The sequence below is a fragment of the Mesorhizobium sp. M0898 genome (assembly GCF_040319695.1).
Taxonomy (GTDB): domain Bacteria; phylum Pseudomonadota; class Alphaproteobacteria; order Rhizobiales; family Rhizobiaceae; genus Mesorhizobium.
In genome coordinates this window covers 23173-49046 of record NZ_JAMYOE010000023.1, presented here as the reverse complement: position 1 = coordinate 49046, position 25874 = coordinate 23173, and the positions used below count along the sequence as shown (strand labels likewise).

Below are 25874 nucleotides of genomic sequence, written 5' to 3'. Positions count from 1 at the left end.
AGACGCTCGGCCTGTCGCATTTCGAAACCGACCGAGGTGCGGAGCGTTGCGATGCTCCTCCTAAGGCGCACCGTCAGAATTGGGTTGGCGCACTGCGTTGGCGACCCCACCCGGCCCTTCGGGCCACCCTCCCCTCAAGGGGGAGGGGGGACGCCGGCGCTTACCCTTGGCCGGCGTGCATCGTGCTTTCGGTTCAGCCGTTATCCCGCGCCTTCAGCTCCAGCCGCCGTGCGTGCAGCACTGGCTCGGTGTAGCCGTTGGGCTGGATGCGGCCTTTGAAGACCAGGTCGCAGGCGGCGAGGAAGGCGATGGACTTGTCGAAATCCGGCGCCATCGGCCGGTAGAGCCGATCGCCTTCGTTCTGGCGGTCGACGATCGCCGCCATGCGTTTCATCGTCTCCATGACCTGCTCGGGCGTGCAGACGCCGTGATGCAGCCAGTTGGCGATGTGCTGCGAGGAGATGCGCAGCGTGGCGCGGTCCTCCATCAGGCCGACGTCGTTTATGTCAGGCACTTTCGAACAGCCGACGCCCTGGTCGATCCAGCGCACGACATAGCCCAGAATGCCTTGCGCATTGTTGTCGAGTTCCTTCTGGACGTCTTCAGGCGACCAGTTCGGCCGCCTTGCTACCGGCACCGACAGGATGTCGTCCAGTTTCGCCTTGGGCCGGCTCTCCAGCGCCGCCTGGACGGCGTGGACATCGACCTTGTGGTAGTGCGTGGCGTGCAGTGTCGCCGCCGTCGGCGACGGCACCCAGGCGGTGTTGGCGCCGGCCTTGGGATGCGCGATTTTCTCGGCCAGCATCGCCGCCATAAGGTCGGGCATCGCCCACATGCCTTTGCCTATCTGGGCGTGGCCGGCCAACCCACATTCCAGCCCGATGTCGACGTTCCAGGCTTCGTAGGCGGCGATCCAGGCGGCCTGCTTCATGTCGCCCTTGCGGATCATCGGGCCGGCTTCCATCGAGGTGTGGATCTCGTCGCCGGTGCGATCGAGGAAGCCGGTGTTGATGAAGACGACGCGTTCTTTCGCGGCGCGGATCGCCTCCTTGAGATTGACGGTGGTGCGCCGCTCCTCGTCCATGATGCCCATCTTGATGGTGTTTTTGGGCACGCCGAGCAGCGCCTCGACGCGGTCGAAAATCTCGACGGCGAAGGCAACTTCGTCGGGCCCGTGCATCTTGGGCTTTACGATGTACATCGAGCCGGCGCGAGAATTGGCGCGGCGCCCGTTCACGCCGATGTCATGCAGCGCGATCAGCGCCGTCAGCGCCGCATCCATGATGCCTTCCGGCACCTCGTTGCCGTCGCGGTCTGATATCGCCGGATTGGTCATAAGGTGGCCGACATTCCTGACCAGCATCAGCGAGCGGCCGGGCAAGGTCAGCGTGCCGCCATCGGGCGCGGTATAGGTGCGGTCGGGGTTGAGCCTGCGGACAAAGCTCTTGCCGGCCTTGGTGATCTCCTCCGCCAAGTCGCCCTTCATCAGGCCGAGCCAGTTGCGGTAGACCAGCACCTTGTCCTGCGCATCCACTGCGGCGATCGAATCCTCGCAGTCCTGGATGGTGGTCAGCGCCGATTCCAGCACGACATCGGCAATGCCGGCCGGATCGGTGCGGCCGATCTGGTTGTTGCGGTCGATGACGATTTCGATGTGCAGGCCGTTCTTGGTGAGCAGCACGGCTTCGGGGTCGGCGGCATCGCCGCGATAGCCGGCAAACTGTCTGAGGTCGGCAAGCGTGGTGGCGCCGGCACCCTCGCCGAGCCGCAACATGCCGTTGGCGACCGAAAGCCCGTTGACGCCGGCCCATTTGCCTGTCGTGAGCGGCACCGCCTCGTCGAAGAAGCTTTTCACCCAGGCGACGACCTTGGCACCGCGCGCCGGATTGAATTTGTTGCCTCGCTCGGCGCCGGCCGTCTCCGGGATAGCGTCGGTGCCGTAGAGCGCATCGTACAGCGAGCCCCAGCGCGCATTGGCGGCGTTCAGCGCATAACGCGCGTTCATCACCGGCACCACCAGCTGCGGCCCGGCAACCGAAGCGATTTCCGGGTCGACATTTTCGGTGGTCACGCTGAACGCCGGCCCCTCGGGCAGGAGATAGCCGATCTCGCGCAGGAACGTCTTGTAGGCCTCCATGTCGACGGGCGCGCCATTGTCGCGATACCAGCGGTCGAGCTTGTCCTGCATGGCATCGCGCTTTTCGAGCAGCGCCCGGTTTTTTGGCGAGATCTCATGGACGATGGCCGAAAAACCGTTCCAGAATGCCTCCGCCTCGATGCCCGTGCCCGGCAGCGCTTCGTTCACGACGAAATCATGAAGCTCGCGGGCAATCCGCAATCCGGCGATCTCGACGCGATCGGTCATCAGGGCTTCTCCAGGGCTTGGCCGGCTTGCCGGCCTCGGGCCTTTGACATGGCAAGGTTGTAGGGTCAACTCGGCCTAAGGTGAAGGTAGGGCGTTTTCGCTGCCGATCTCCCCCCTTGAGGGGGAGATGGCCAGCAGGCCAGAGGGGGTCGCCTCGCGTGGAGTGCAACGCCATGTGGTGCAAAGAAGGGGTCGCGCTTCATGCGAGGCGACCCCCTCTGTCGCCTTCGGCGACATCTCCCCCCTCGAGGGGGGGAGATTACGCGCTCACACCGCAATCCTTGGCCGTCCCGACGCCACCGCCACGACATGCGCCTCGATGAACATGCGCTGGCCCTCTACGGTGGAGACGCGGAACTCGCTGGCGATTTCGATCTCGGCGCTGTCGGTGCCGGCGTCCTTAGCCCGCCCGGCGGCAATCGCGCGCACATCCTTCTCCGCCGCGGCGATTGCCGCCGCCTCGTCGTTGAAATCGCGCACGCTTTCACCGGAAGCAACGCGGAACAGCCCTTCCTTGGGCTGGCTGACCCGCGCCTCGGCCGAAACCCGGACCTGGCCGACGACGGCGCCGAGTGCGTTGGCGACATCGGTATCCTGCGGCACCACGCATCGATTGCCGACCAGCTCGGCCAGGCCGACATAGTGCAGCGGCGCCGAGGCGCCGAGGCCGATCACCGGACGGTCGAGCGCGACGCTGAGCCGGGCGATGCCGGGATGCGCGTCGACGGCGCGCTGGACCAGGGCATGGGCGACGGTCGCCGCGCCATCCAGCCCGTCCTCGGCAAAGGCGGTCTCGAGGATGACTTCCGCCGACAGGCGGGTCAGCGCGGTCAGCACCCGTTCCGAGATCGCCTCCGGCGAGGCGGCGATGAACTGGCCGCGGCCGTCGCGCCTGCGCGCGAACAGCTCGGCACCCAGACGCGCCGCGGCCGCATCCCAATTGGCCTGCCGGCCCAGCACATGCGCGGCGTCCGACGGCGTGAAGCCGGCGACATGCACCAGCCCGCGCGACACCAGCCGGTTCAAGGTGGCGTTCTGGGCGTTCGAGGTCAGCAATCTGTCGAGAGCCTGCGGCACGGCGCCGATCAGCTCGTAGAGCTTGGCTTCGGCGCCGGTCAGTCCGGCCGCCAGCCGCTCCGGCACGCCGGTGCGCACCGCCAGGCGGCCATCCATGCGGCCGGGATTGGGCGCGCGCAGCTGGCGCTCGAGCTCCGCCGTGACGGCCTCGCCATGCATCAAGCCGGCCAGCGCCAGCGGCACCAGGCGGCGCGGGCCGAGCAGGATTCTCGGATTGAGCGCGCCGTCCTCCAGTGCCACTTCGGAATCGCCGCCGAGGCCAAAGGTGCGCATGGCGACGGCCTCGACCATGGTGCGGAACCCGCCGACGGTGGCGCCTTCCGGATCGAGCCGCGGCCGGCCCTTGTCGAGCACGGCGACGTCGGTGGTGGTGCCGCCGATATCGGAGACCACGGCATCGTCGAGGCCGGTCATGTGGCGGGCGCCGACGAGGCTGGCGGCGGGGCCGGACAGGATGGTCTCGATCGGCCGCTGGCGGGCAAAGGCGGCCGAGACCAAAGCGCCGTCGCCGCGCACCACCATCAGCGGGGCGGCGATGTTGCGCGCGGCCAAAAAGCCTTCGGTTGCCGCGACCAGCCGGTCGATCATCGAGATCAGCCTGGCGTTGAGCAATGTCGTCAGCGCCCGGCGCGGGCCGCCGAGCTTGGCCGACAGTTCGTGGCTGGCGGTGACCGGCAGGCCGGTCCTGTCGCGGATCAGGTTCCGCGCGCTTAGCTCATGCGCCGGGTTGCGGGTGGCGAAATAGGCGCAGACGGCAAAGCCGGACACCGACTTTTCCAGTTCCGGCAAAGCTGCCTCCAGCCCGGACAGATCGAGCTTTGCCGCATTGCCGTGGACATCGTGGCCGCCGGGGCAGAACACCACGGGATCGGTGCCGAGCGCCGCCTTCAGCCCGTCGCGGGCAAGGTCGCCCTCGGCAAAGCCGATCATCACCAGCGCCACGCGGCCGCCCTGGCCCTCGACCAGCGCATTGGTGGCTAGCGTCGTCGACATCGACACCAGTTTGATCGCTGCCGGGTCGGTGCCGGCCATTTCGAGCACCGCATCGACCGCGCCGGAGATGCCGACCGCCAGATCGTGCCGTGTGGTCAGCGCCTTGGCCTTGGCCAGCACTTTTCCGCTTGGTCCGCCGGCTTCCGACCACAGCACGGCATCGGTATAGGTGCCGCCGGTGTCGATGCCGAGGAACAGGGTTGAGGGTTTGGGCTTGGCGGTCATATTTGGGTCCGGAGAATTCGTCTCCGCCCCTTAGCCGATATGCGCCGGGCGATAAAGGCACGAGCGCTGGGCCAAGGCAGCGTAATCTCCCCCCTCGAGGGGGAGATGGCCGGCAGGCCAGAGGGGGTCGTCTCGCGTGGAGCCCCGGCATTCTCTGGCCGCGATGGCGTTGGCGTCAGGACGTACCGACCCCCTCTGTCGCCTTCGGCGACATCTCCCCCTCGAGGGGGGAGATCGCTAGGCTAGCCGACAAACCCCACGCGCTTGTGCGAGCCATCGCAGAACGGCTTGTTGGCGGAGTGGCCGCAGCGGCAGAGGAAGGTGCGTTGCGTGCGGTCGACCGTGTGGCCGGTGCCGGTGACGATTTCGACATTGCCTTCGAGCTTGAGCGGGCCGTTGGTCGTCGGTGTGACGGTCAGCGGGCCATTCCGCACCTCCAGCGCCGGCGCGTCCTTCAGCGCCGGCTCGCCGGTGGCGGTGAAGCCCGATTTGGTGTGGCTGCCGTCGCAGAACGGCTTGTTTTCCGAGGCGCCGCAGCGGCACAGCGTGGCGCGGTAAAACGTTTCGCCGCCCACCACAATCTCAGCATGGACGGCAAGCGGACCGTTTTCCCTTATGCGCACAATGTTGACCACCGGCGGCTGTTCCTGCGGCCCGCCATCCTTGCGGACATAGGTGATGGCGCCGGACGGGCAGGCTTCGGCGAGCGCCACAATCTTCTCGACGCTGGCCGCATCCGGATGGATCCACTGGCCGGGCGCGTTGGGCACGAAAACATGCGGATCGCCAAGCACGCAGTTGCGCGAATGGATGCAACGTTTTCCCGAAAAGCCGATGTCGATCTTCTCGCCTTCGACCACTGCCATGGGTGGGTCTCCTGTCGGACTACGCTATGGCGACAGTCAGGACGACGTCAAGGCAGCATTCTCCCCCTCGTGAGGGCCGACCTCGGGCGCGGCGGGAAGGGAATTCGCATTTTTTGCTCGCAGCACCACATTTTGTTCTTGCTTTGTGCCGGCAGCTATGCTACTAATTTGCGTGTGGTGCCAATTGGCTCCAACGACCCGCCCACCGAGGCGGGTTTTTTGTTTCAGCTTTGAAATTCCGTTGCCGGCCTGCACTCGCGGGACGGCCCTCTCCCCCTCGAGGGTCCCTCGAGGGGGAGATGGCCGCGCAGCGGCCAGAGGGGGTCGGCACGACCGGACTCGGCCTACTGCTGCAGAACAGGTTGGCGCTCTATGCGCGGCGACCCCCTCTGTCGCCTTTGGCGACATCTCCCCCTCAAGGGGGGGAGATCTGCCACGTCACGGAACCAGATCGATTTCCTCGGTCTCGCCGCCACTGCAGGTGTAGCAGCAATCGTCGCACTTTTCCGTATTGCCTGGGCCGACGCCCCAATAGGTGTTCTCGTCGCCGTCGACCCAGGCGCCGTAGCAGATCGATTCGCCGTCACTGCAGGACAGCGGGATCGACTTGGTCTCGCCATCGTTGAGATAGTAATCCTGATTGTTGCCCGGCCAGACATGATCGCGGTCCTGGCTGTAGAGCTCGACGCGCATGGCGTTCGGATGGCTGTTCTTGATCTCGAAGGTGACATCGCCGGCATGCGCGACGGGCCCAAACAGCGTGACAATGAACAGCGACGCGGCGACGCGGCGCGCGAGAGCATAGGACGACATGATAATTTCCCCCCGGAATGAAGCGGCCTGCCCGGCCGCGAGGGGGAACATGGCATGGCGGCGGGATGGGTGGAAGGGGATGCGCCATTTGCACATCGCGAAAGCGCAGCGTTGCCAAGGAAGACCCCTCTCTGGTTTGCTTCGCAAACCACCTCTCCCCACTTCGTGGGGCGAGGAAATGCCAATCACCGAAGCCTCACAAGACCTGGGTTCCTCGCCCCCACAAAGTGGGGAGCCGCGAAGCGGCCGGAGAGGGGGCGGTCCGACTGGCCTCACCGGCTGGGCTTCAGCAGCGTCCAGATCCAGCCGATGAATGTGAGCACGAGGAAGGGATATCCGGCAGCGGGCAGCGGCGCCGAGGTCGGCAGCAAAGGCGCACCCCACAGGATCAGGCCGGCCGAGACGACGAACAGCACAGCCGCCACGACAGCGGTAAGCCGCATCCACGGCGCGAAGGTTTTCGGCGCGCTGACCATGACCAGCGCCGCCGCCCAAAGCGAGATGCCGCCGACATAGGAGGGCACGCTGGCCTCAAGCCCTGCCGCATTGCCGGCCAGCAGCAGGCTTTCGCCGGCGAGAAAGGTCAAAAATCCAGCCGCCACCCAGTCATTGCCCTGCCGCTGATATTTCATCGTCAGCAGCGCGGTCGCCACCACGAGCGCCACGCCGTCGATCGTCCAGAGCGTTTCGCGAAGCTCGGCGCTCGCCACGAAGGTGCCGGCGAGGCCCAGAGCGCCGCCGATGGCGAGGCCGATTGCGGCGACGATGTCCAGAGTGGAAGGCATTGAGACCTCCCTTCCAAGCCAAAGGATACTTCAGGATTGGGCGTTCTTAAAGAGTGGGCTTATGCGGGCCGAAATCAACCATTTCGTGAACGGCCCGATGCCGGGAAGATTTTCCCCAAATAGCGCTGTCACGGATTTCGAGCGGCGCAGTATTGCCGGGCGAAGTGAACGGAACGAGACGGAGGCGTCGAGAGGTGCCATTCCTTTCGGGCGATGGTATGTTTCGGGTTATTTTGACCGATACAGCACACCCACGGAGCGGAAACACGTGTCTAACCGGACCACGGAGTTTCCCCACAGTTGAAATTGCAGAAAATATCTTGAACATCCGCGATATGGGGACGAATCAAATCGAAAAATTGAGCGATGCGTGCTTCGCTTCAACACGATCCGAGCGGATTTCTGAATATAAGAACCGCAAGCAGGCATTTGACTATCAGAGAGTCAGCCCCGCGTCTGTCGAGGAATTTAAAAGCCAAGGGTGGGAATTTGACAGATCCCTGAAGACGGGGACGCGTCTACGTCGAGCGAAATCAAGTGAGGAAATGTTAGAGAATCGATTTTGGTCAGTTCTCTACTTACTTGGATTTGAACGTCTTAACCTCGGGCATGATCTGGCTTTGCCGATCGAGGCGGACGGCGGGCGCACGTCTAAAACGATAAGTGTGCTGGGAATAGACGAGGACACAATTGTCGTAGCTGAGTGCCGGACAGCCGAGAGCTTAAAGCGGAAAAGCCCGTTCAGTGTGGTTGCCGATCTTGATGTGCACAAGCGATCAATAGCGAACACCCTGAGGAGGTTCCTTGGCGAGGGTTCAAACAGAAAGATAATCTGGTGTGTAGTTACCGCTCATATTCGCTGGGCGGACGGAGACCTTGAGAAGGCCAAGGAAAAACAAGTGCACGTTCTGCGAGAGCAGGAGCTGAGGTACTTTCAAGAGATTGCGAAAACGCTGGGGCGAGCAGCAAAGCACCAGTTCGTTGCCGAATTTCTAAGCGGCCAAAAAATCCCTGCACTAGCAAATAGACATGTTTCTGCCTCAAAATTTAAGCTTGGGGGTCGAACAGCATATGCTTTTACCATACCTGCAAAGGACTTGCTTAGGCGGGCATTCGTCAATCATCGCGACCTTCGAGATCCGTCTGGGGCCCCTTCGTACCAACGACTGATCGATTCCAGGAGAATAAAGGCAATTGCCGCCTTCCTTTCGAAAGGAGGATACTTCGCGAACTCCATTATCGTCAGCTTTCACACGCCGGTTCGATTCGACCAAAAGGACCGCGACGAAGATGCCGATGTGCGATTTGGTAAGCTCTATCTACCGGACTCATATAAAACCTGTTGGGTGATTGACGGGCAGCACCGACTGTATGGGGCTTCTTTGATGGAGGAGGGACGGGACCCAATTATACCGGTTGTTGCTTTTGAGAAGCTTCCCGCCACCGAAGAAGCTATTCTTTTTACGACGATCAACAAGGAGCAGAAGCAGGTTCAGCCCCGCCTGCTTGATGAGTTGGATGGCGAATTGAAATGGAACTCAGACGATCCTGAAGAGTCGGCGGGGGGAATAGCGGCTCGATCACTGGATCAACTTAGGCATGAGATTGCAGGGCCGTTCGAAGATCGTTTTGCGCCACCCGGTGTTCCAGCCACCAAAAACCAAGTTCTGACCTTGCCTCAAGTCAAACAGGCTCTCTTGAAAAGCGGGTTGTTGGGGCGACGCTCCAACCGAGATGATTCATACCTACCGGGCGCCCTAACCGGTGGCAGCAGAAAATCTACGCTGGAAAATACCTCCGACTTTCTGAGCGGCTATTTTAGCGCTGTTCGAGCCGCCAATGTCCCCAGATGGGAAGGGGGGCCTCAGCAACTGCTTTGCTACAATCCGGCGATCCAAGCCCATTTGAGGCTTTGTGGGGAGGTTGTGCGCCATTTCAATCTGAAACTAAAACTCGACCCGCACGAGATGGAGCCCCAAGCGCTCGTGTTAAGGATCGTGGAGTTTGGTAAGTCCCTTTTTGATTTCATCTCGGACAGCTCTGACGAAGCCTTTAAAGAGCGGTTCTACGTTCCGTTTGGCTCCGGGGGGCCAGCTCGCTATTTCTACAAGGCGGCAGAGCTGGTGAGTCGAGATCACACCGATTTTGAGCCAGATGGGCTGAAAGAATATTTGGCCGGTACGAACAAGGAACTACGAGAAGAATGTGACCGATTGGTTTCGTGGATCACAGACGAGGTTCACAGCTTCGTAGTTAGGCGGCTAAAAGAGCAGTATGGCTCAGACTTCTTTAATGCAGGTATTAAGAATAAAGAAATAAAAAAGAAGGCTTACGAAAAGAGCCTGGATGACCCCACTGGCGCAAAGCCGCTTGAAACTTACCTGGATCTTCTTGAATTGAAAAAGATTGTAGAAAGTTCGGAAAACTGGCCTTTCTTTAAGGAGAGCCTGCATTTTCCCCTCCCGATACAGCCCAAGGGCCTTGCAAAGAATCTAATTTGGCTGGAGGACTTTAACGAGGTTCGCAAAGTATGGGCGCATCCTTATAATCGTGCTTATTCTGAAGAGGACGTGGCTCTCCTAAAGTTTATAGAATCTGAACTTAGAAAAAGGCTGATTTGATGCTTCTCCGTGCACCAAATTCGGTCATCTCTCCGCTTAAGTGGGCTGGTGGCAAGAGGTGGCTAGCCAACCGCCACCGGGAACTGTTCCCCAACCATTTCAAGCGATATTTTGAACCCTTTCTAGGCGGTGCGTCGATCTTTCTGGGGCTGCGACCTCAAAATTCGATCTTGTCTGATGCAAATGCCGAACTGATTGCAATGTATCGAGCGATTCGCGATGACTGGTCATCCGTAGCAGAGCAGTTGGAATCGCATGCTGGGCTTCACAGCGAATCTTATTATTATCTTCAACGAAGCTCGCCTCCAGACGAGCGCTTCGCCCGGGCTGCGTGGTTTCTATACATGAACAGAGCGTGCTACAACGGTCTATATCGCGTCAATAGGAGCGGAGAGTTCAACGTACCTAAAGGTTCTAAGTCTGAAATATTGCTGAAGACCGACGATTTTTCGGCCGTTTCGTCAGCGTTTTCCGAATCGGAACTTATCTCGAAAGATTTCGAAACCATCGTCGATATGTCTAGCGAGGGGGATTTCGTCTATCTAGATCCACCATATACTGTAAAACACAATTACAATGGATTTAATAAATATAATGAAAGACTCTTTTCGTGGTCGGACCAAGAACGACTCGCAAAGTCTGTACTAAAAGCTAAAGGACGAGGAGTTAAATTAGCCGTTAGTAATGCCAATCACACTAGCGTGTTAGAGCTCTACAAAACATTTGGTGAGATAGTTGAACTTACTCGCCATAGCACTATCGGTGGGCTCAAGGCCTCGCGCGCTTCCATCACGGAGATTTTTGTGCGCGTGGGCTACTGAAAATAGGCCTCAATCGCCCATCTTCAGCGCCTGGATAAACGCTTCCTGCGGGATGTCCACCTTGCCGAACTGGCGCATCCGCTTCTTGCCCTCTTTCTGCTTGTCGAGCAGCTTGCGTTTGCGTGAGACGTCGCCGCCGTAGCATTTGGCGGTGACGTCCTTGCGCAGCGCCGAGATGGTCTCGCGGGCGATGACCTTGCCGCCGATCGCCGCCTGGATCGGGATCTTGAACAGATGATGCGGGATCAGCTCCTTCAGCTTCTCGCACATCTGGCGGCCGCGCTTTTCCGCCGCCGTCCGGTGGACCAGCATCGACAGCGCATCGACCGGCTCCTCATTGACCAGGATCGACATCTTGACCAGGTCGCCTTCCTTGTAGTCGGTCAAATGATAGTCGAACGAGGCGTAGCCCTTGGAGATCGACTTCAGCCGGTCGTAGAAGTCGAAGACCACCTCGTTGAGCGGCAGATCGTAGATCAGCATGGCGCGTTTGCCGACATAGGAGAGGTCGGCCTGAATGCCGCGCCGGTCCTGGCAGAGCTTCAGGATGCCGCCGAGATAGTCGTCGGGGGTGAGGATGGTGGCGCGGATCCACGGCTCCTCGATGGCCGCAATCTTGACGACGTCGGGCATGTCGGCCGGGTTGTGCAGTTCCTTGACCGAGCCGTCGTTCAACAGCAGGCGGTAGACGACGCTAGGCGCGGTGGCGATGAGGTCGAGATTGAACTCGCGCTCCAGCCGCTCCTGGATGATTTCGAGATGCAGCAGGCCGAGGAAGCCGCAGCGATAGCCGAAGCCGAGTGCCGCGCTGGTTTCCATTTCAAACGAAAAGGACGCGTCATTGAGGCGCAGCTTGCCGACCGCGGCGCGCAGATCCTCGAAATCGGCGGCGTCGACCGGGAACAGGCCGCAGAACACCACCGGCTGTGCCGGCTTGAAGCCGGGCAGGGCCTGTGCCGTCGGCCGCTTGTCCTCGGTGATGGTGTCGCCGACGCGGGTGTCGGCAACCTCCTTGATCGAGCCGGTGAAGAAACCGAACTCGCCGGGGCCGAGCTCGTCGACATTGATGCGGGCTGGCGTAAAGACGCCGGTGCGCTCGACCAGGTACCTGGCGCCGGTACCCATCATGCGGATGGTCTGGCCCTTCTTCAAGACGCCGTCGATGATGCGGACCAGCACGATGACGCCGAGATAGGCGTCGTACCAGCTGTCGACCAGCATCGCCTTCAGCGGGGCCGCGATGTCGCCCTCGCGCGGCGGCGGCAGATCGTTGACGATCGCTTCCAGCACGTCGGGGATGCCAAGCCCGGTCTTGGCCGAGATCAGCACGGCGTTGGAGGCGTCGATGCCGATCACCTCCTCGACCTGTTCGCGGATGCGCTCGGGCTCGGCGGCGGGCAGGTCGACCTTGTTCAGCACCACGACGATCTCGTGGTTGTTGTCGATCGCCTGGTAGACATTGGCCAGCGTCTGCGCCTCGACGCCCTGCGAGGCGTCGACGACCAGCAGCGAACCTTCGCAGGCGGCGAGCGAGCGCGACACTTCATAGGCGAAGTCGACATGGCCGGGCGTGTCGATCAGGTTGAGGATATAGTCCTGTCCATTGTTGGCGCGGTATTTCAGCCGCACCGTCTGCGCCTTGATGGTGATGCCGCGCTCGCGCTCGATGTCCATCGAGTCCAGCACCTGCTCCTTCATGTCGCGCAGCTCCAGCCCGCCGGTCGACTGGATCAGCCGGTCGGCAAGCGTGGATTTGCCATGGTCGATATGGGCAACGATGGAGAAGTTGCGGATGTTCTTGATCGGCGTGGTCATGCGGCGCGCTTTAGCAGGGGCACGGTACATCGGCAAGCGGCGGGACGCGGGTGCGGCGGCGGGGCGGCAAAGTCGTTAAACTTTGATCCATGAGATTAGAGCATAGTTTGCGCCCGGCGTGGTAGCCCACCGGTCTATCGCCGTTTCGGGGGGATCGGAATGCCGCCGTCAGCACGCAAATTTCTCAGATCGGTGAGCGGCTCGTTCGCGCCATTGCTCGCCATCTTGCTTATCCCGATGGTTGCCGCATTGGGTTTTTCCATCGACTATACCTCCGCGGTTTCAACCAGGGCATCGATGCAGAACGCCCTCGATGCAGCGTCGCTGTCGATCACGACGCTTGCGACGACCACGACGTTGGCGGACCGCCAGGTAAGCCTGCAGGACTCATATCTGGCCAATGGCGGGCAAGGCACGGCCAAGCTCGACAGCTTCGTCGTCGCCACCGACGGCGCCGCCAGCATCAAGGCTTCGGCCGGCTTTGCCATGCCGACGAATTTCATGCAGATCGCGAGGATCAACACGGTGCAGGTCGGCGTTGCGTCGGCAGTGACAAAGCGGCCGGCATTGGTGGAGGCCACGTTCAAGGTCGACAAGATCTCTGGCTGGTGGGACAAGACGGTGACGCTCTACGGCACCAAATTCGGGGACACGGTGGCCAACAAGCTGATGAGGATCTCCTACGCGTACAACAGGTTTGGCGATCCCAAAGGCTACGGGACGTCCTCTGTTTACACGATCAACGGAACGACGGAGACGCTGGTCCAGAAACAAGTATGCACGACCGTCACGGTGACCAGCTTCTATGGCTTGCCCACCGGCACAATCACTCAGATCAGCGGCACCAGGAAATACGCAACCACCTGCGTCAACACGATGTATCCCGCGACCGGCGCCGGTGCGGTGATCGATGTGAAGGACATGGATAACCTGTCTCTGGAGATGAAGATTCCGAATCCCAATCCTGGTCTTGGCGGCGGCTATCTGGCCTCGGGCACGAAAGAAACCCTGCGATCGGACGATCCGGCCACGTCCGACCGATTGTTCATCGACAAGGTCAAGACACTGGCCAATACGACTGTCGACATCTTTGAGGCCGTGCCGTGCGGCATCACCAGCAGTCAAGCGTGGGAAGATGGCGGATCACTTACCAACAACACCATAGACGATGCCGATTTTTCCTATTTTGTGACCGGCAAGTGCGCGTTCAACAAGCGGCCTTCGGAAACCGTGCTCACACAATAGGGGCGACTTGAGTGCCTACCTCCCCCTTGTGGGTCCTCAAGGGGGAGATCGGACATCGCCTCGGCCCTCGCCAATGCTCTAGGAACTCGGACTTCTCCTCAATCACGAAGCGGTGATGCTGTAACGAAGCGTGCGTCGGCGGCGAAGTGTGGACATGACACGATGTCTGCGCAGGAGAAATGCGATGCCCGGATCGACAGCGAAACGCAGCACAGCCCTGATGGGGCTCGCCGCGGCACTGTTTTCCGCGACTGTGCTGTCGGCAACCAGCGCGGCCGCCGGACAGACGCTGACCGTCGTAGAGCTGTTCACCAGCCAGGGCTGCTCGTCCTGCCCGCCGGCCAACGCCAATCTGATCAAGGTCAAGGACCGGCCCGGCGTGCTGGCGCTGTCCTTCAACGTCACCTACTGGGACTATCTCGGCTGGAAGGACACATTCGGCAAAGAAGAATTCACGCAGCGCCAGGTCCGCTATGAACCGTCGCTCGGCCGTTCCGGCCCGTTCACGCCGCAAGTGGTGGTCAATGGCAGGGCCGATGCCGTCGGCGCCAGGCCGGGCGAGATCGAGCAGCTGATTTCGAGCGGCGGCCACGGTGACGGACCTTCGCTGTCGCTCGCCGGCGGAAAGGTCAGCATCGGCGCCGGTCCGGTGCCCGGCGGCAAGGCCGACGTCTGGCTGGTGCGTTACGGCAAGGGCATCGTCGAGGTGCCGGTGGCGCGCGGCGAAAACACCGGCCGCACGCTGCCGCACGCCAATGTCGTGCATTCGCTGACCAGGCTGGGCAGTTGGACCGGCGACGCCACCGCACTGCCGCTGCCGGCGGCGACGGGCGGCCTCAGCACAGCGGTGCTGGTGCAGGTGCCGGGCGGCGGGCCGATCCTTGCTGCCGCTACCAACTAGAAACCCTGCCGAAATTTTCACAACGCGCAGCGGCGCCGCCGCATGCGATCAACCCTGCCAGAACCCTAGGAGATCATCATGACCAATCGTTTGACCAATCGCCCGACCCTGGCGGCACTCGCCTTCGCACTTTGCTCGACGGCGCTGTTCGCCGGAGGCCCGGCGCGGGCCGAAGATGCGATGAAGCCGGCGATGGCGACAAACGCCATGAAGCCGGCAACGGACGCCATGAAGCCGGCCGGCGCCATGGCGGCTGACGCGATGGCCACGACTGCGATGAAGGCGGACGATCCGATGAAGGTCGACTGCATGAACAAGGCCGCCGCCGAGACGGACGCCATGAAGAAGACAGAGGCGACCAAGGCCTGCGATGCCATGGCTCCGGCCAAATAGGCGATGCGCACAGCAATGTGAGAGCCCGGCGGACCTATCCGTCGTATAATCCAAACCAGCATCATGGGAGATCAGACATGACCGGAGTCGTGAAACGATCGTCGATTTTCGCAAAAGCAGCACTTGCCGCGCTCATCCTCACGGCCGCCGCGGCCGTATTCTGGCAGACGCCGGCAGTCTCGGCCGAAGACGCGGTGGTGATCCCGCCGCCGGCAATGGACGAGAAGGCCACCGCCGGCACCGAAAAGGCGGTCTTCGCCGGCGGCTGCTTCTGGGGTGTGCAAGGCGTGTACCAGCACGTCAAGGGCGTCACCAGCGCCGTTTCCGGCTATGCCGGCGGCGACAAGGACACGGCCGTCTATGAAATGGTCGGCACCAGCCGGACGGGCCATGCCGAATCCGTCGAGATCACCTACGAGCCGTCCAAGGTGACCTACGGCCATCTGCTGCAGGTGTATTTCTCGGTGGCGCACAACCCGACGCAATTGAACTACCAGGGTCCGGACAGCGGCACCCAGTACCGTTCGACGATCTTTGCCGAAAACGACACGCAGAAAAAGATCGCCGAAAGCTACATCGCCCAGCTCGACAAGGCCAAGGTGTTTCCCAAGCCGATCGTGACGACGCTGGAGACCGGCAAGACCTTCTATCCGGCCGAGGACTATCACCAGGACTTTCTGACGCTCAACCCGACCTACCCCTACATCGTCTACAACGATTTGCCCAAGGTCGAGAACCTGAAGCGGCTGTTCCCCAACCTCTACCGCGAAAAGCCGGTGCTGGTGCTGGCCGCCAACAAGAGCTGAGCTTTTGGGGCCTGCTGATCTCCCCCCTTGAGGGGGAGATGGCCGGCAGGCCAGAGGGGGTCGGTTCGGTTGGCGCGACGCGGTCCGGCATATCGAGGAAGACGAAGTTGGCACTCCACGCGCGGCGACCCCCCTCTGTCGCTTTCAGCGACATCTCCCCCTCAAGGGGGGAGATCAGCAGTTTCCGCGCTTCGCACTAGTCCCCCTTTTTCCAAGGCAGGCTCCAGCGCACCTTCTCCAGCGTCGCCTTTGCCTCGGCCGAGTCCGGATCGGGCTCTGTCTCGCGATAATGCGCCGAGCCCTCAGGCGGGTAGGCAAGTGTGTTGTTGAGGGCGAATTTGTCGATCTGGCTGAAGTCGGGGAAAGGCAGGTTTTCCGTCTCGCGCCAATCGCTGACCCTTTTCTCCGCGGCGATGCGTTTTTCGTCGTCGACCGGAAGGTCGGTGGCTCTGTATTCCAGTGACGAAGGGAAGGCGAACTGCGCGCCGGCATCGTCCATGATGTTGATCATGGACAGCAGGATGTCCTCGCGGATGGCTTGGAACTCGGCCACGTCGGCGGTTTTGACGTAGGTGAACACGTCGATATCGAGCGAATAGGCGCCAAAGCCGGCAAAGCGCACTCGGCACGGCTCATCGATGACGCGCGGATGGGCAATCAGCAGCTTGCGCAGCTCGGCCAGGACGTAACGTAGCTGATCGGGCCTTGGCCTCGATACGGCCGTTATAAAGCGGGTACACGCCCTTTACGTCAGTGCCGGTCTGCTCGAACTTGATCTGGGCGCCGCCGCCGCGCCACTTCGTGTCCCACACGCCCGTCCAGTTGGCCGCGTCCTGGGCATGCGCCTGCGGCATGGCCGGCAGCAGGCCGGCAAGCGCGAGTGCGCCGATCAGCGCGACCGTCCAGATCAGCAAAAGCAGCAGCCGATCCTGTCCTGCCGCAGAAAAGGGGTTCATTCTGTTGCCCTTCTTCTTGCCGGCGATTCTGCTGGGCCGGCCAGAGAAGGTTATTCCGCTTGAAGATGAATATTCTGTTTCAGGCTGCGACGGCGATGCCGGTCAGTCATAGGTCAGATCCGTCGCCTTGCCGGCGAACACCCGGTAGGCAAAGAACGAATAGAAGATGATGATCGGCAGCACGACGACCGTCCCGACCAGGATGACCGCCAGGCTTTCGGGTGCCGAAGCAGCCTGCCAGATGGTCAGCCGGTCGGGCACCACGAAGGGGTAGAACGACCAGGCGAGGCCGGCAAAACCGAGCGTGAAGATCGCGGCCAATGTCAGGAACGGGAGCAGCGCGTGGCGGTCGCCGGGTTTCGGCAGATGGAAGGTCTGGCGCCACAGCCACAGGAACAGCACTGCCGACAGGATCGGCAGCGGCGACAAATAGAGCATGGCCGGCCAGACGAACCATTTGTCGAAGATGCGCGCGCTGGCAAAGGGCGTGGCCAGCGATACCGCGACCATGCCGAGCGCGGTCAGCACCAGCGCCGTCCGCAGCCACAGCACCGCCTTCTTCTGCAGATCGCCTTCCGTCTTGTAGATGACCCAGGCCGCTCCCATCGCCGCGTAGGCCGCGGCAAGGCAGAGCGCCACCAGCGCGCCGAAAGCGACGCCGCCAGGGCCGACGTCGAGGCCGAGCACATAGACGCCGAGCATATAACCTTGCGCCAGCGACGCGATGACCGAGCCGAGGAAAAAGATGCGGTTCCAGCGGTGCTTCCTGCCGGCCGGCACCTTGGCGCGGAAATCAAATGCGACGCCGCGCAGGATCAAACCGACCAGCAGCACGAAGACCGGAATGTAGAGCGCCGTCAGAATGGTGCCGTGCGCCAATGGGAAGGCGACCAGCAGCAGGCCGACCGCCAGCACCAGCCAGGTCTCGTTGGCGTCCCAGAACGGGCCGATGGCGGCGATCATCGTATCCTGCTCGGTGTCTTCGGCTGCGGCGAACAGGATGCCGATGCCGAGATCGAAGCCGTCGAGGATGACGTAGATCAGGATAGCGAGGCCCATCAGGCCGGCGAAGATCAGAGGCAGCAGGGTCGGCCAGTCGAAGCTCATGATGTTTCTCCCGGTTGCGCAACCGGCTGCGACAGCGGCCTGTTCATGACGCCCGGCAGCGGCGAGGTGTCACCATCCTTCGCCGCCTTCAATGCCAGATGCACCAACACGCCGAGATAGGCGATCAAGAGCAGCACATAGAGGATGAGATAGACCGCGAGCGACAGCGCGACATGGCTGCCGGCGACCGGCCCGACAGCATCGGCGGTACGCAGCACGCCGGTGACCAGCCAGGGCTGGCGGCCGATCTCGGTGGTGTACCAGCCGGCCAGCGTCGCCAGCCAGCCGGACAGCGCCATCGGCACCATGACAAGCGCCAGCGGCTTGGGCAGGCCGTGGCGGCGCTTGAGGAAGAAGGCCGCCGACCAGGAGACGGCGAGCATCAGGAGGCCGGTGCCGACCATGATGCGAAAGCCCCAGAACACCGGAAATACCGGCGGATGGTTGCCGGCATAATCGTTCAGACCCGGCACGATGCCGCCGGCGCTGTGCCTGAGGATGAGGCTGGCGCCATCCGGAATGGTGAGCTCGAACCTGTTCTGCTTGGCCGCTTCATCGGGAAGAGCAAACAGCACCAACGGCACGTCGGGACCGGTGTTCCAGTTGGCTTCCATGGCGGCGATCTTCTGCGGCTGGTGTTCCAGCGTGTTGAGGCCGTGCTGGTCGCCGGCAAAGATCTGGATGGGAATCAGGATAGCGGCGGTGAAGACGCCGGTGCGCAGGGCCTTCCACATCGATTCCGAGCGATCGCCGTAGAGATAGCGCAGCGCCGACAGGCTGGCGATCAGGAACGAGACGGTCAGCCCCGAAGCAAGCAGCATATGAACGAGCCGGTAGGGCATGGACGGATTGAAGACAACGGCCCACCAGTCGGTGGCGTGCGCAACACCATTGCGCATCTCGAAACCGGCCGGTGTCTGCATCCACGAATTGAGCGCGATGATCCAGAAGGCGGACAAGGTGGTGCCGCCGGCCACCAGCACCGTCGCCAGCGTATGGACGCGGTTCGAGACGCGGCGGAAGCCGAACAGCATGATGCCGAGGAACGCCGCCTCGAGGAAGAAGGCGGTCAGGATTTCGTAGGCCAGCAGCGGGCCGGCAATGTTGCCGACCGTCTCCATATAGCCCGGCCAGTTGGTGCCGAACTGAAAACTCATGGTGACGCCGGAAACCACGCCCATGGCGAAGGACAGCGCGAATACCTTAACCCAGGTGAAATACGCGCGCATCCAGGCGGAATCGTTTGTCGCGTTGTAGCGGAGCTTGAAGAACAGCAGCACCCAGCCGAGCGCGATGGTGATCGCCGGGAACAGGATGTGGAACGAGATGTTCGCGCCGAACTGTATGCGCGACAGGATGAGCGGGTCCATGGCGGCTCCGGCTGCTGCTTGTTTGTTGAAGGATAGGCTTGATGCACCGGACGGTCAAAGCGGCGTCCCGCCGCGAGGCGGAACGCCGCAGTGCGGTTAATCTGCTTTTGCGTGGAATTTGGCTGGACGACCGGGCAGGTGTTGCCTATTCCGGCGAACCTCGATGTCCAGAACTGTCGGGAGCGCCATTGACATCCGGATTTGCGGACCGACATTCAGCGGATTAAATCAACAACTCTGTTTCAAGCAGTCGTTTTCAGCCATGCAGCCGATCATCTCGATTTCCGGGGTCACCAAGACCTACGCCACCGGCTTCAAGGCGCTGAAGGAGATCAATCTCGACATCGTGCGCGGCGAGATCTTTGCGCTGCTCGGGCCGAATGGCGCCGGCAAGACAACGCTGATCTCGATCGTCTGCGGCATCGTCAACCGCTCGTCGGGTTCCGTCACCGTCGACGGCCATGACATCAACCGCGACTACCGCGCCGCGCGCAGTCTGATCGGGCTGGTGCCGCAGGAACTGACCATCGACGCCTTCGAGAGCGTGTGGGCGACGGTCAACTACAGCCGCGGCCTGTTCGGCAAGCCGGCGGACAAGGCGTTCGTCGAAAAGGTGCTGCGCGACCTGTCGCTCTGGGACAAGAAGGACGCCAAGGCGATCACGCTGTCCGGCGGCATGAAGCGCCGGCTGATGATTGCCAAGGCGCTGTCGCACGAACCGCGCATCCTGTTCCTCGACGAACCGACGGCAGGCGTCGACGTCGAGCTGCGCCAGGACATGTGGGCGATGGTGCGCCGGCTGCGCGAAGACGGCGTCACCATCATCCTGACCACGCATTACATCGAAGAAGCCGAGGCGATGGCCGACCGCGTCGGCGTCATCAACCGCGGCGAGATCGTGCTGGTGGAGGACAAGGCCGAGCTGATGCGCAAGCTTGGCCGCAAACGGCTTGTGCTGGAACTGCGCAGTCCCCTGGCCACCGTTCCCGATGCTTTTTCGCACTACGCGCTGGAGCTTTCGCCGGATGGCGGACAGCTGACCTATACTTATGACAACCAGAGCGAACGGCCGGGCGTCGCCTCGCTGATCCGCGAGCTCGAGGCGGCCGGCATCCAGTTCCGCGACATCGATACGGAAAACAGCTCGCTCGAGGAGATCTTCGTCAACCTGGTGAGGAAACCGGCATGAACCCGCGCGCGGCCATGAATCTTCATGCGGTATGGGCGATCTATCGGGTGGAGATGGCGCGCGCCCTTCGCACTGTGCTGCAGAGCATCGTTTCGCCGGTGATTTCGACGTCGCTCTATTTCGTCGTCTTCGGTTCGGCCATCGGCTCGCGCATCACCGAGATCGACGGCATCAGCTACGGCGCCTTCATCGTACCGGGGCTGATCATGCTGTCGCTGCTGACGCAATCGATCTCCAACGCCTCTTTCGCCATCTATTTTCCGAAATTCGTCGGCTCGATCTACGAATTGCTGTCCGCGCCGGTGTCCTATCTGGAGATCGTCATCGCCTATGTCGGGGGCGCGGCGACAAAGTCGATCGTGCTTGGCCTGATCATCCTGGCGACGGCCTCGCTGTTCGTGCCGCTGACGATCGAGCATCCGTTCTGGATGCTCGCCTTCCTGGTGCTGACGGCGGTGACCTTCAGCCTGTTCGGCTTTATCATCGGCATCTGGGCGAAGAGCTTCGAGCAGCTGCAGCTAGTGCCGCTGCTGATCATCACGCCGCTGACCTTCCTCGGCGGCAGCTTCTATTCGATCAACATGCTGCCCGGCATCTGGCGCACGGTGACGCTGTTCAACCCGGTGGTCTACCTGGTCAGTGGGTTCCGCTGGAGCTTCTACGGCAAGTCCGACGTTTCGGTCGGCGTCAGCCTCGGCATGACGGTGGTCTTCCTGCTCATCTGCATAACGATCGTCGCCTGGATCTTCAGGACCGGCTACCGGCTGCGCAACTGATCGAACGGGCCTCGTCCAGGCGAAGCAGCCTGATCGATCGACCTTTCCTTGCCGAAGGCGATAGGCCTGCGCCCGATGCCTGGAGCCCGCGCTTGAATGCCTCGATCTTGCTTTTCATGCATTGTTATATATCATGTTATCGATGTTCATGGGGATGAATTGGCCTATGGAAGACGTCATACGATCGCTTGGCTTTCTGTGCCTGGGCAGCAGGCTGAAGCGTATAGGCGAGCAACTGCAAGCGGAGGCGCAGCGCCTGCTCGACAGGCTGGATGTCCCGGTTCAGGCGAGCCAATACCCGCTGCTGGCCGCGCTCGACAGGCTGGGTCCGCTGTCGGTCGGGGAACTGGCGCAATCCCTTGGCATCGCGCAGCCAGGCGTAACGCGAAGCGTCTCGCTTCTGGCCGAATTGGGACTGCTCGAAGTCAGTCCGTCGACCGATGACCAGCGGCGCAGGATCGTCTCGCTTACTCGGGACGGGCGGCGGCTGGTCGATGTCGCAAAGCGCGACGTCTGGCCTTGCATCGAGAACGTGGTCGCGGATTTGTGCGCAGGTTTTTCGGGGCCGCTTCTTGAGCAGCTGGCTGCCATCGAGGACGGCCTCGCCGCTGCCCCTCTCGACCGTCGTGTAAATAAGCCTGAGGGTGCCGCGCAATGAGACATCTGCTCGACCGCCCTATCTGGAGCGCGCTTCAGACGCGACATCGGGCCTTCGCGGAGGGTGACAACCTCGCCATGCGATATCGGCCGTCGATCGTCCCTTTCGCCGCCACTGGTGCGGACGACCCGGAAAGCCTGCGGGCGCTCGAAAACCTTGTCCCCCCGGGCGAGAGTGTGATCCTGCTTCAAACGGACGCGATTGCTCTGCCCACGGGGCTTTTCGCGACTTCGACCGCAGCCGGGGTTCAGATGATCGCCGAGCAGCCATTGCAGATCGTCTCCGACCCGCGCGTGCATCGTCTGACCCGAGACGATGCTGCTGAGATGCTCGCCCTGGCATTGCTCACCAAGCCTGGCCCATTCACGCTCGAAGCCTTGAGCCTGGGCGATTTTTGGGGTGTGAAGATCGAGGGCAGGCTTGCGGCAATGGCCGGCGAGCGCATGAAGCAACCTGGCTATACTGAACTCAGCGGGGTGTGCTCACATCCGGAATTTCGCGGCGGTGGCCTAGGAAAGCTGCTGTCCCTGTTCGTGGCAAACCGGATAGTGGCGCGCGGCGAAGTTCCCTATCTCCACGCCTATGCCAGCAACGCCGCGGCCATAGCGTTATACGAGTCCATCGGCTTCAGGTTGCGAAGCACAATGAATGTGGCCGTGGTTCAGCGCACCGAATGATTAGTCGGCGCATGATGCGCAGCATGGATGCATCCCGTATCGGAAGGAAGGATTTCGTACCGCCGAAATCCTTCCTTGAGACTGCAAGACCTTGCTGCGTGTCAGACCGCGATCTTGCCGCCGCCTTGCCTGGTGATGGCAACGACCGCCGGGCGCACCGGCATGTCCGGCTTGAAGTCGGGCCAGCGCGTCGACAAATCCTCATAGTAGGACGGACGGCCGAAAGCCTCCCAGTCCTCGCCGCCGTCGCCCGGATGCTGGACGGCAACGAAGGCGGTCTGGTCGTCCGGCGCAAACAGGGGACCGCACATTTCGGCGCCGATCGGCACGCGGAAGAACAGCTTTGATGTCGCCCGTGCCGTCCCCTCCGTATCGACAGCCCACAGACCATCGGTGCGGCCGGTGGCTTTCGGGCCTTGGCCGTCGGTGGCGACCCAGAGGCGGCCAGCCGAATCTACCGTGCAATTGTCCGGCATGCCGAACCAGCCATTGGCGGTGGTTGCGGTCGAGAAGGTGGCGCCGACGTCGGCCACAGCGGGATCGCCGCATTTCAGCAGGATTTCCCACCTGCCCTTTGTCGCGGTGAAATCACCGCCGTCCTCGACGATCTCGATGATGTGGCCAAAGGCATTTTCGGCACGCGGGTTGGCAGCGTCGACCTGGTCGGCCTTGCGCTTCGAATTGTTGGTCAGCATGACATAGACCTTGCCGTTGGCGGCATTGGGCTGGATGTCTTCCGGGCGGTCCATCTTGGTGGCGCCGAGCAGGTCGGCGGCGCGGCGCGTCTCGATCAGCACGTCGGCCTGGCTGGCAAAGCCGTTCTCCGCCGTCAGCGGCCCTTGGCCGAAGACGATCGGCAGCCATTCGACCGAACCGTCGTCGGCAAACTTGGCGACATGCAAGGTGCCGTCGTCGAGCAAATCCATGTTGGCGGCGCGGTTGTCCGGATCGAACTTGCCTGTGGTGACGAACTTATAGACATAGTCGAAGCGCTCGTCGTCGCCGAGATAGAAGACGACACGGCCATCCTGGGCGACGATCGATTCGGCGCCCTCATGCTTGAAGCGGCCCATGGCGGTGCGCTTCCTCGGCACCGAAGTCGGATCCTGGACGTCGACCTCGACGATCCAGCCGAAGCGGTTCGGCTCGTTAGGCTCCTTGCCGATGTCGAAACGGTCGTAATGCGCTGCCCATTCATAGGCACCTTCGGGAATGCCGAGGCGCTTGTAATTGGCCGCCTCCTTGTGGCCCTGCGGCAGCTCGCCCGAGAAATAGCCGTGGATGTTCTCCTCGGCCATGACATAGGTGCCCCACGGCGTGACGCCGCCGGCGCAATTGTTGATGGTGCCGATGACCTTCGTGCCGGTCGGATCGGCGCTGGTCTTGACGCGGTCGTGGCCGGCGACCGGGCCGGAGAGCGCGATCTCGGTGTTGGAGGTGATGCGGCGGTTGAGCTTGCCGTCGCGAACGACCTGCCATTTGCCTGATACCTTGCGTATCTCGACGATAGTGCCGCCATGCGCGGCCATCTCGACATCGACTTGCTCCTTGCTGAGGGGCGCCTGCTTGGCTTTGCCATCGACGATGGTGACCAGGCCCGGAAACATCAGGTGCGGATTGGTGTATTCGTGATTGACGACCAGCAGGCCGTGCTCGGCCGAGCCGTCGATCGGGATATAACCGACATAGTCGTTGTTGTAGCCGAATTGTCTGGCCTGGGCTTCCGCCGACTGTTTTGTCGGATCGAATCCCGGCGAATCGGCGAACAGCGGATCGCCCCAGCGCAGCAGCACGTCGGCGTCATAGCCAGGTGCGACGTGATGCTTGTCGTCGATGCCGGCCTCGAGCTCGTCGAAAGCGAAGGCGGAGCCTTCGGCGGCGCGGGCGTTGTCGGCGGTGATCAGCGCCAGCGGGCTGACGGTAGCGGCTATGGCCGAGACGGCAAGCGAACCCTTGAGGAAGCCGCGGCGTGAGAACCGCGCGGCGATGATCTCACCCATGGTGCGGTTGCCGGTGGGATTGGCTCCTGGCCCATCGTTTTCCTCGAGCAAGCTGGTGCGGAAATGGGCGTCAGGGGTGCGATGTTCGGTCATAGGGCCTGCCTCTGGCTGGATGGATTGCTGGAGCGTGTTGCCTGGCCAATCCGGTATTACCGGCAGGTCACAGTTTGATGACATGCCGGCTAAATTGCCACCTGCGATTTCGTATCCAACATCGGCCCCGCTTGACCGCGACCGGCGCTTCGGAAACAAGAGCTGCGGCAGGCGGTAGGGACCGCATCGGGAGGAACAAAAGTGAGTTTCTGGGGACTTGGGCAGCTCTGCGTCTCGACGGTGATCTTCCTGCTGGCGGCGATGGCCGCAAAACAGTGGGGGCTGGCGCCGAGCCTCGGCAAGATCGTGCTGACGTTGGCGCTCTACTCGCTGGGCAATCTGATCATGCTGAGGCTGATCCGTGAATTCGGCATGTCGGTGTCGTTCAGCCTGTCGGCGGTGATCCAGCTGGTGTCGGTGAATGTGGTGGCGCTGGTCTTCTTCGGCGAGCGCGTCAATGCCTTGCAGGCAACCGGCATCGTGCTTGCCATCGCAGCTGTGGCGCTGATCACGCTCGGGCCCTATCTGCAAAGGCTGTAACTGCGATCGGGCCGATGAAGAAGATTGCAAGCAGACTGCCCAACTGGCTGGAGTTCCCGGTTCTGCTGGCCGGGCTGGTCATTGCCGGCGGGCTGTGGGGGTTCGAGGAGCTGATGGAGCTGGCGCGGGCCACCACGCCGCATGCCTTCGACACCGAAATCCTGCTTGCCTTCCGCAAGGCCGGCCAGCCCGACAATCCGATCGGACCGGCGTGGCTGGAAGGGACGATGCGCGACATCACCAGCCTCGGCAGCGCCAGCGTACTGCTGCTGATCACGGCAGCAATGATCGTCTATCTGCTTCTTATCCGCAGGCCAGGCGCGGCGCTTCTCATGTTCGTCGCGGTAGCGGGCGGCCAGCTCCTGTCAAGCGTGCTGAAATTCGATATCGACCGGCCGCGCCCTGATCTGGTCTCGCATCTCGCCGATGTGGCATCGCTTTCGTTTCCGAGCGGCCACGCCATGCTGTCGGCGGTGACGTATTTGACGCTGGGCAGCATGGCGGCGCGGGTTTTGCCCGGGCGCACAACGAAGATCTATGTACTCGGGCTGGCGGTGCTGACGACGGTGGTGGTCGGCATCAGCCGCATCTATCTCGGCGTCCACTGGCCGTCCGACGTATTGGCCGGCTGGTGCGCCGGCTTTGCCTGGGCGATGCTGTGCTGGCTTGCGGCACGGTTCCTGCAGCGATGGCTTGGGCGGGCCGACGGCACCTGACTCAAATCAGCCTGTTGATCAGGCCATGACCGCAGCCTGCCAGCAGGAAAACCATCGACAGCAAGG

Annotated in this window: 23 protein-coding genes; 12 read left to right on the top strand and 11 right to left on the bottom strand. The window is 62.1% G+C overall.

The features are described 5' to 3' along the window. Window positions 1–193 precede the first annotated feature (193 nt). The 5 genes from NKH90_RS21845 to NKH90_RS21825 all read right to left on the bottom strand — a co-directional run bounded on the left by NKH90_RS21845 (window position 194) and on the right by NKH90_RS21825 (window position 7124). Entirely contained in the window at window positions 194–2365 is a 2172-nt protein-coding gene (locus NKH90_RS21845) for a malate synthase G (protein WP_352820812.1), read from the bottom strand. Window positions 2366–2632: 267 nt separating this feature from the next. After that, entirely contained in the window at window positions 2633–4660 is a 2028-nt protein-coding gene (locus NKH90_RS21840; RefSeq protein WP_352820810.1) for a hydantoinase/oxoprolinase N-terminal domain-containing protein, read from the bottom strand. A gap of 242 nt (window positions 4661–4902) precedes the next feature. Continuing rightward, window positions 4903–5526: a CDGSH iron-sulfur domain-containing protein gene (locus tag NKH90_RS21835; RefSeq protein WP_352820809.1), complete on the bottom strand. Its 624-nt coding sequence runs from the start codon at window positions 5524–5526 to the stop codon at window positions 4903–4905. A 438-nt stretch (window positions 5527–5964) separates the two neighbouring features. Then, complete coding sequence (locus tag NKH90_RS21830) at window positions 5965–6339, bottom strand: hypothetical protein (protein WP_352820808.1); 375 nt, start codon at window positions 6337–6339, stop codon at window positions 5965–5967. 272 nt (window positions 6340–6611) lie between these two features. Then, the gene (locus NKH90_RS21825; RefSeq protein WP_352820806.1) at window positions 6612–7124 is read right to left on the bottom strand and encodes a hypothetical protein; all 513 of its coding nucleotides are present in this window, start codon (window positions 7122–7124) and stop codon (window positions 6612–6614) included. A 320-nt stretch (window positions 7125–7444) separates the two neighbouring features. On the opposite strand from NKH90_RS21825, the gene NKH90_RS21820 reads away from it, so the two are divergent. Together NKH90_RS21820 and NKH90_RS21815 are read left to right on the top strand one after the other, a co-directional pair. Beyond that, a complete protein-coding gene (locus NKH90_RS21820) occupies window positions 7445–9745 on the top strand; it encodes a DGQHR domain-containing protein (RefSeq protein WP_352820805.1) in 2301 nt (766 codons plus the stop codon). Continuing rightward, window positions 9745–10566 carry a DNA adenine methylase gene (locus NKH90_RS21815; protein WP_352684053.1) on the top strand — a complete coding sequence of 274 codons (822 nt, stop codon included), beginning with the start codon at window positions 9745–9747 and terminating at the stop codon, window positions 10564–10566. Before NKH90_RS21820 ends, NKH90_RS21815 begins: the two co-directional genes overlap by 1 nt. A 9-nt stretch (window positions 10567–10575) precedes the next feature. Here the strand turns inward: NKH90_RS21815 and lepA are convergent, their stop codons facing one another. Continuing rightward, window positions 10576–12381, bottom strand: a complete 1806-nt coding sequence (gene lepA / locus NKH90_RS21810) for a translation elongation factor 4 (protein ID WP_352820804.1) — start codon at window positions 12379–12381, stop codon at window positions 10576–10578. 159 nt (window positions 12382–12540) lie between these two features. On the opposite strand from lepA, the gene NKH90_RS21805 reads away from it, so the two are divergent. The 4 genes from NKH90_RS21805 (at window position 12541) to msrA (ending at window position 15726) form a co-directional block, all read left to right on the top strand. After that, window positions 12541–13626: a TadE/TadG family type IV pilus assembly protein gene (locus NKH90_RS21805; protein WP_352472836.1), complete on the top strand. Its 1086-nt coding sequence runs from the start codon at window positions 12541–12543 to the stop codon at window positions 13624–13626. A gap of 184 nt (window positions 13627–13810) precedes the next feature. Then, complete coding sequence (locus NKH90_RS21800) at window positions 13811–14527, top strand: DUF1223 domain-containing protein (RefSeq protein WP_502898865.1); 717 nt, start codon at window positions 13811–13813, stop codon at window positions 14525–14527. A gap of 78 nt (window positions 14528–14605) precedes the next feature. Beyond that, complete coding sequence (locus NKH90_RS21795) at window positions 14606–14920, top strand: hypothetical protein (RefSeq protein WP_352683642.1); 315 nt, start codon at window positions 14606–14608, stop codon at window positions 14918–14920. A 77-nt stretch (window positions 14921–14997) separates the two neighbouring features. Then, window positions 14998–15726: a peptide-methionine (S)-S-oxide reductase MsrA gene (msrA, locus tag NKH90_RS21790; protein ID WP_352683643.1), complete on the top strand. Its 729-nt coding sequence runs from the start codon at window positions 14998–15000 to the stop codon at window positions 15724–15726. 196 nt (window positions 15727–15922) lie between these two features. Here msrA and NKH90_RS21785 read toward each other — a convergent pair whose 3' ends face one another. From NKH90_RS21785 to NKH90_RS21770, 4 genes are all read right to left on the bottom strand, one after another. Next, a complete protein-coding gene (locus NKH90_RS21785) occupies window positions 15923–16384 on the bottom strand; it encodes a hypothetical protein (protein ID WP_352820859.1) in 462 nt (153 codons plus the stop codon). Then, window positions 16359–16682: a hypothetical protein gene (locus NKH90_RS21780; protein ID WP_352820801.1), complete on the bottom strand. Its 324-nt coding sequence runs from the start codon at window positions 16680–16682 to the stop codon at window positions 16359–16361. Before NKH90_RS21780 ends, NKH90_RS21785 begins: the two co-directional genes overlap by 26 nt. A gap of 102 nt (window positions 16683–16784) precedes the next feature. Then, window positions 16785–17789 carry a cytochrome d ubiquinol oxidase subunit II gene (locus NKH90_RS21775; protein WP_352771417.1) on the bottom strand — a complete coding sequence of 335 codons (1005 nt, stop codon included), beginning with the start codon at window positions 17787–17789 and terminating at the stop codon, window positions 16785–16787. Next, a complete protein-coding gene (locus tag NKH90_RS21770) occupies window positions 17786–19159 on the bottom strand; it encodes a cytochrome ubiquinol oxidase subunit I (RefSeq protein WP_352820799.1) in 1374 nt (457 codons plus the stop codon). The genes NKH90_RS21775 and NKH90_RS21770 overlap by 4 nt, the downstream gene beginning before the upstream one ends. A gap of 262 nt (window positions 19160–19421) precedes the next feature. Between NKH90_RS21770 and NKH90_RS21765 the strand changes: the two genes are divergently transcribed. From NKH90_RS21765 to NKH90_RS21750, 4 genes are all read left to right on the top strand, one after another. Further along, window positions 19422–20348, top strand: coding sequence for an ABC transporter ATP-binding protein (locus NKH90_RS21765; RefSeq protein WP_352472842.1), 927 nt, complete (start codon window positions 19422–19424; stop codon window positions 20346–20348). A gap of 14 nt (window positions 20349–20362) precedes the next feature. After that, entirely contained in the window at window positions 20363–21124 is a 762-nt protein-coding gene (locus NKH90_RS21760; RefSeq protein ID WP_352472853.1) for an ABC transporter permease, read from the top strand. A 166-nt stretch (window positions 21125–21290) separates the two neighbouring features. Next, window positions 21291–21782 carry a MarR family winged helix-turn-helix transcriptional regulator gene (locus NKH90_RS21755; protein WP_352539811.1) on the top strand — a complete coding sequence of 164 codons (492 nt, stop codon included), beginning with the start codon at window positions 21291–21293 and terminating at the stop codon, window positions 21780–21782. After that, window positions 21779–22459, top strand: a complete 681-nt coding sequence (locus tag NKH90_RS21750; RefSeq protein WP_352820797.1) for a GNAT family N-acetyltransferase — start codon at window positions 21779–21781, stop codon at window positions 22457–22459. The genes NKH90_RS21755 and NKH90_RS21750 overlap by 4 nt, the downstream gene beginning before the upstream one ends. Before the next feature lie 101 nt (window positions 22460–22560). On the opposite strand, the gene NKH90_RS21745 is transcribed toward NKH90_RS21750, so the two are convergent. Beyond that, entirely contained in the window at window positions 22561–24552 is a 1992-nt protein-coding gene (locus tag NKH90_RS21745) for a PhoX family protein (protein WP_352820795.1), read from the bottom strand. A 201-nt stretch (window positions 24553–24753) separates the two neighbouring features. Between NKH90_RS21745 and NKH90_RS21740 the strand changes: the two genes are divergently transcribed. Both NKH90_RS21740 and NKH90_RS21735 read left to right on the top strand, forming a co-directional pair. Continuing rightward, window positions 24754–25092 carry a hypothetical protein gene (locus tag NKH90_RS21740; RefSeq protein WP_023679017.1) on the top strand — a complete coding sequence of 113 codons (339 nt, stop codon included), beginning with the start codon at window positions 24754–24756 and terminating at the stop codon, window positions 25090–25092. Window positions 25093–25106: 14 nt separating this feature from the next. Next, on the top strand, window positions 25107–25808 hold the full coding sequence (locus NKH90_RS21735) for a phosphatase PAP2 family protein (protein ID WP_352820793.1): 702 nt from the start codon (window positions 25107–25109) through the stop codon (window positions 25806–25808). Window positions 25809–25874 lie beyond the last annotated feature (66 nt).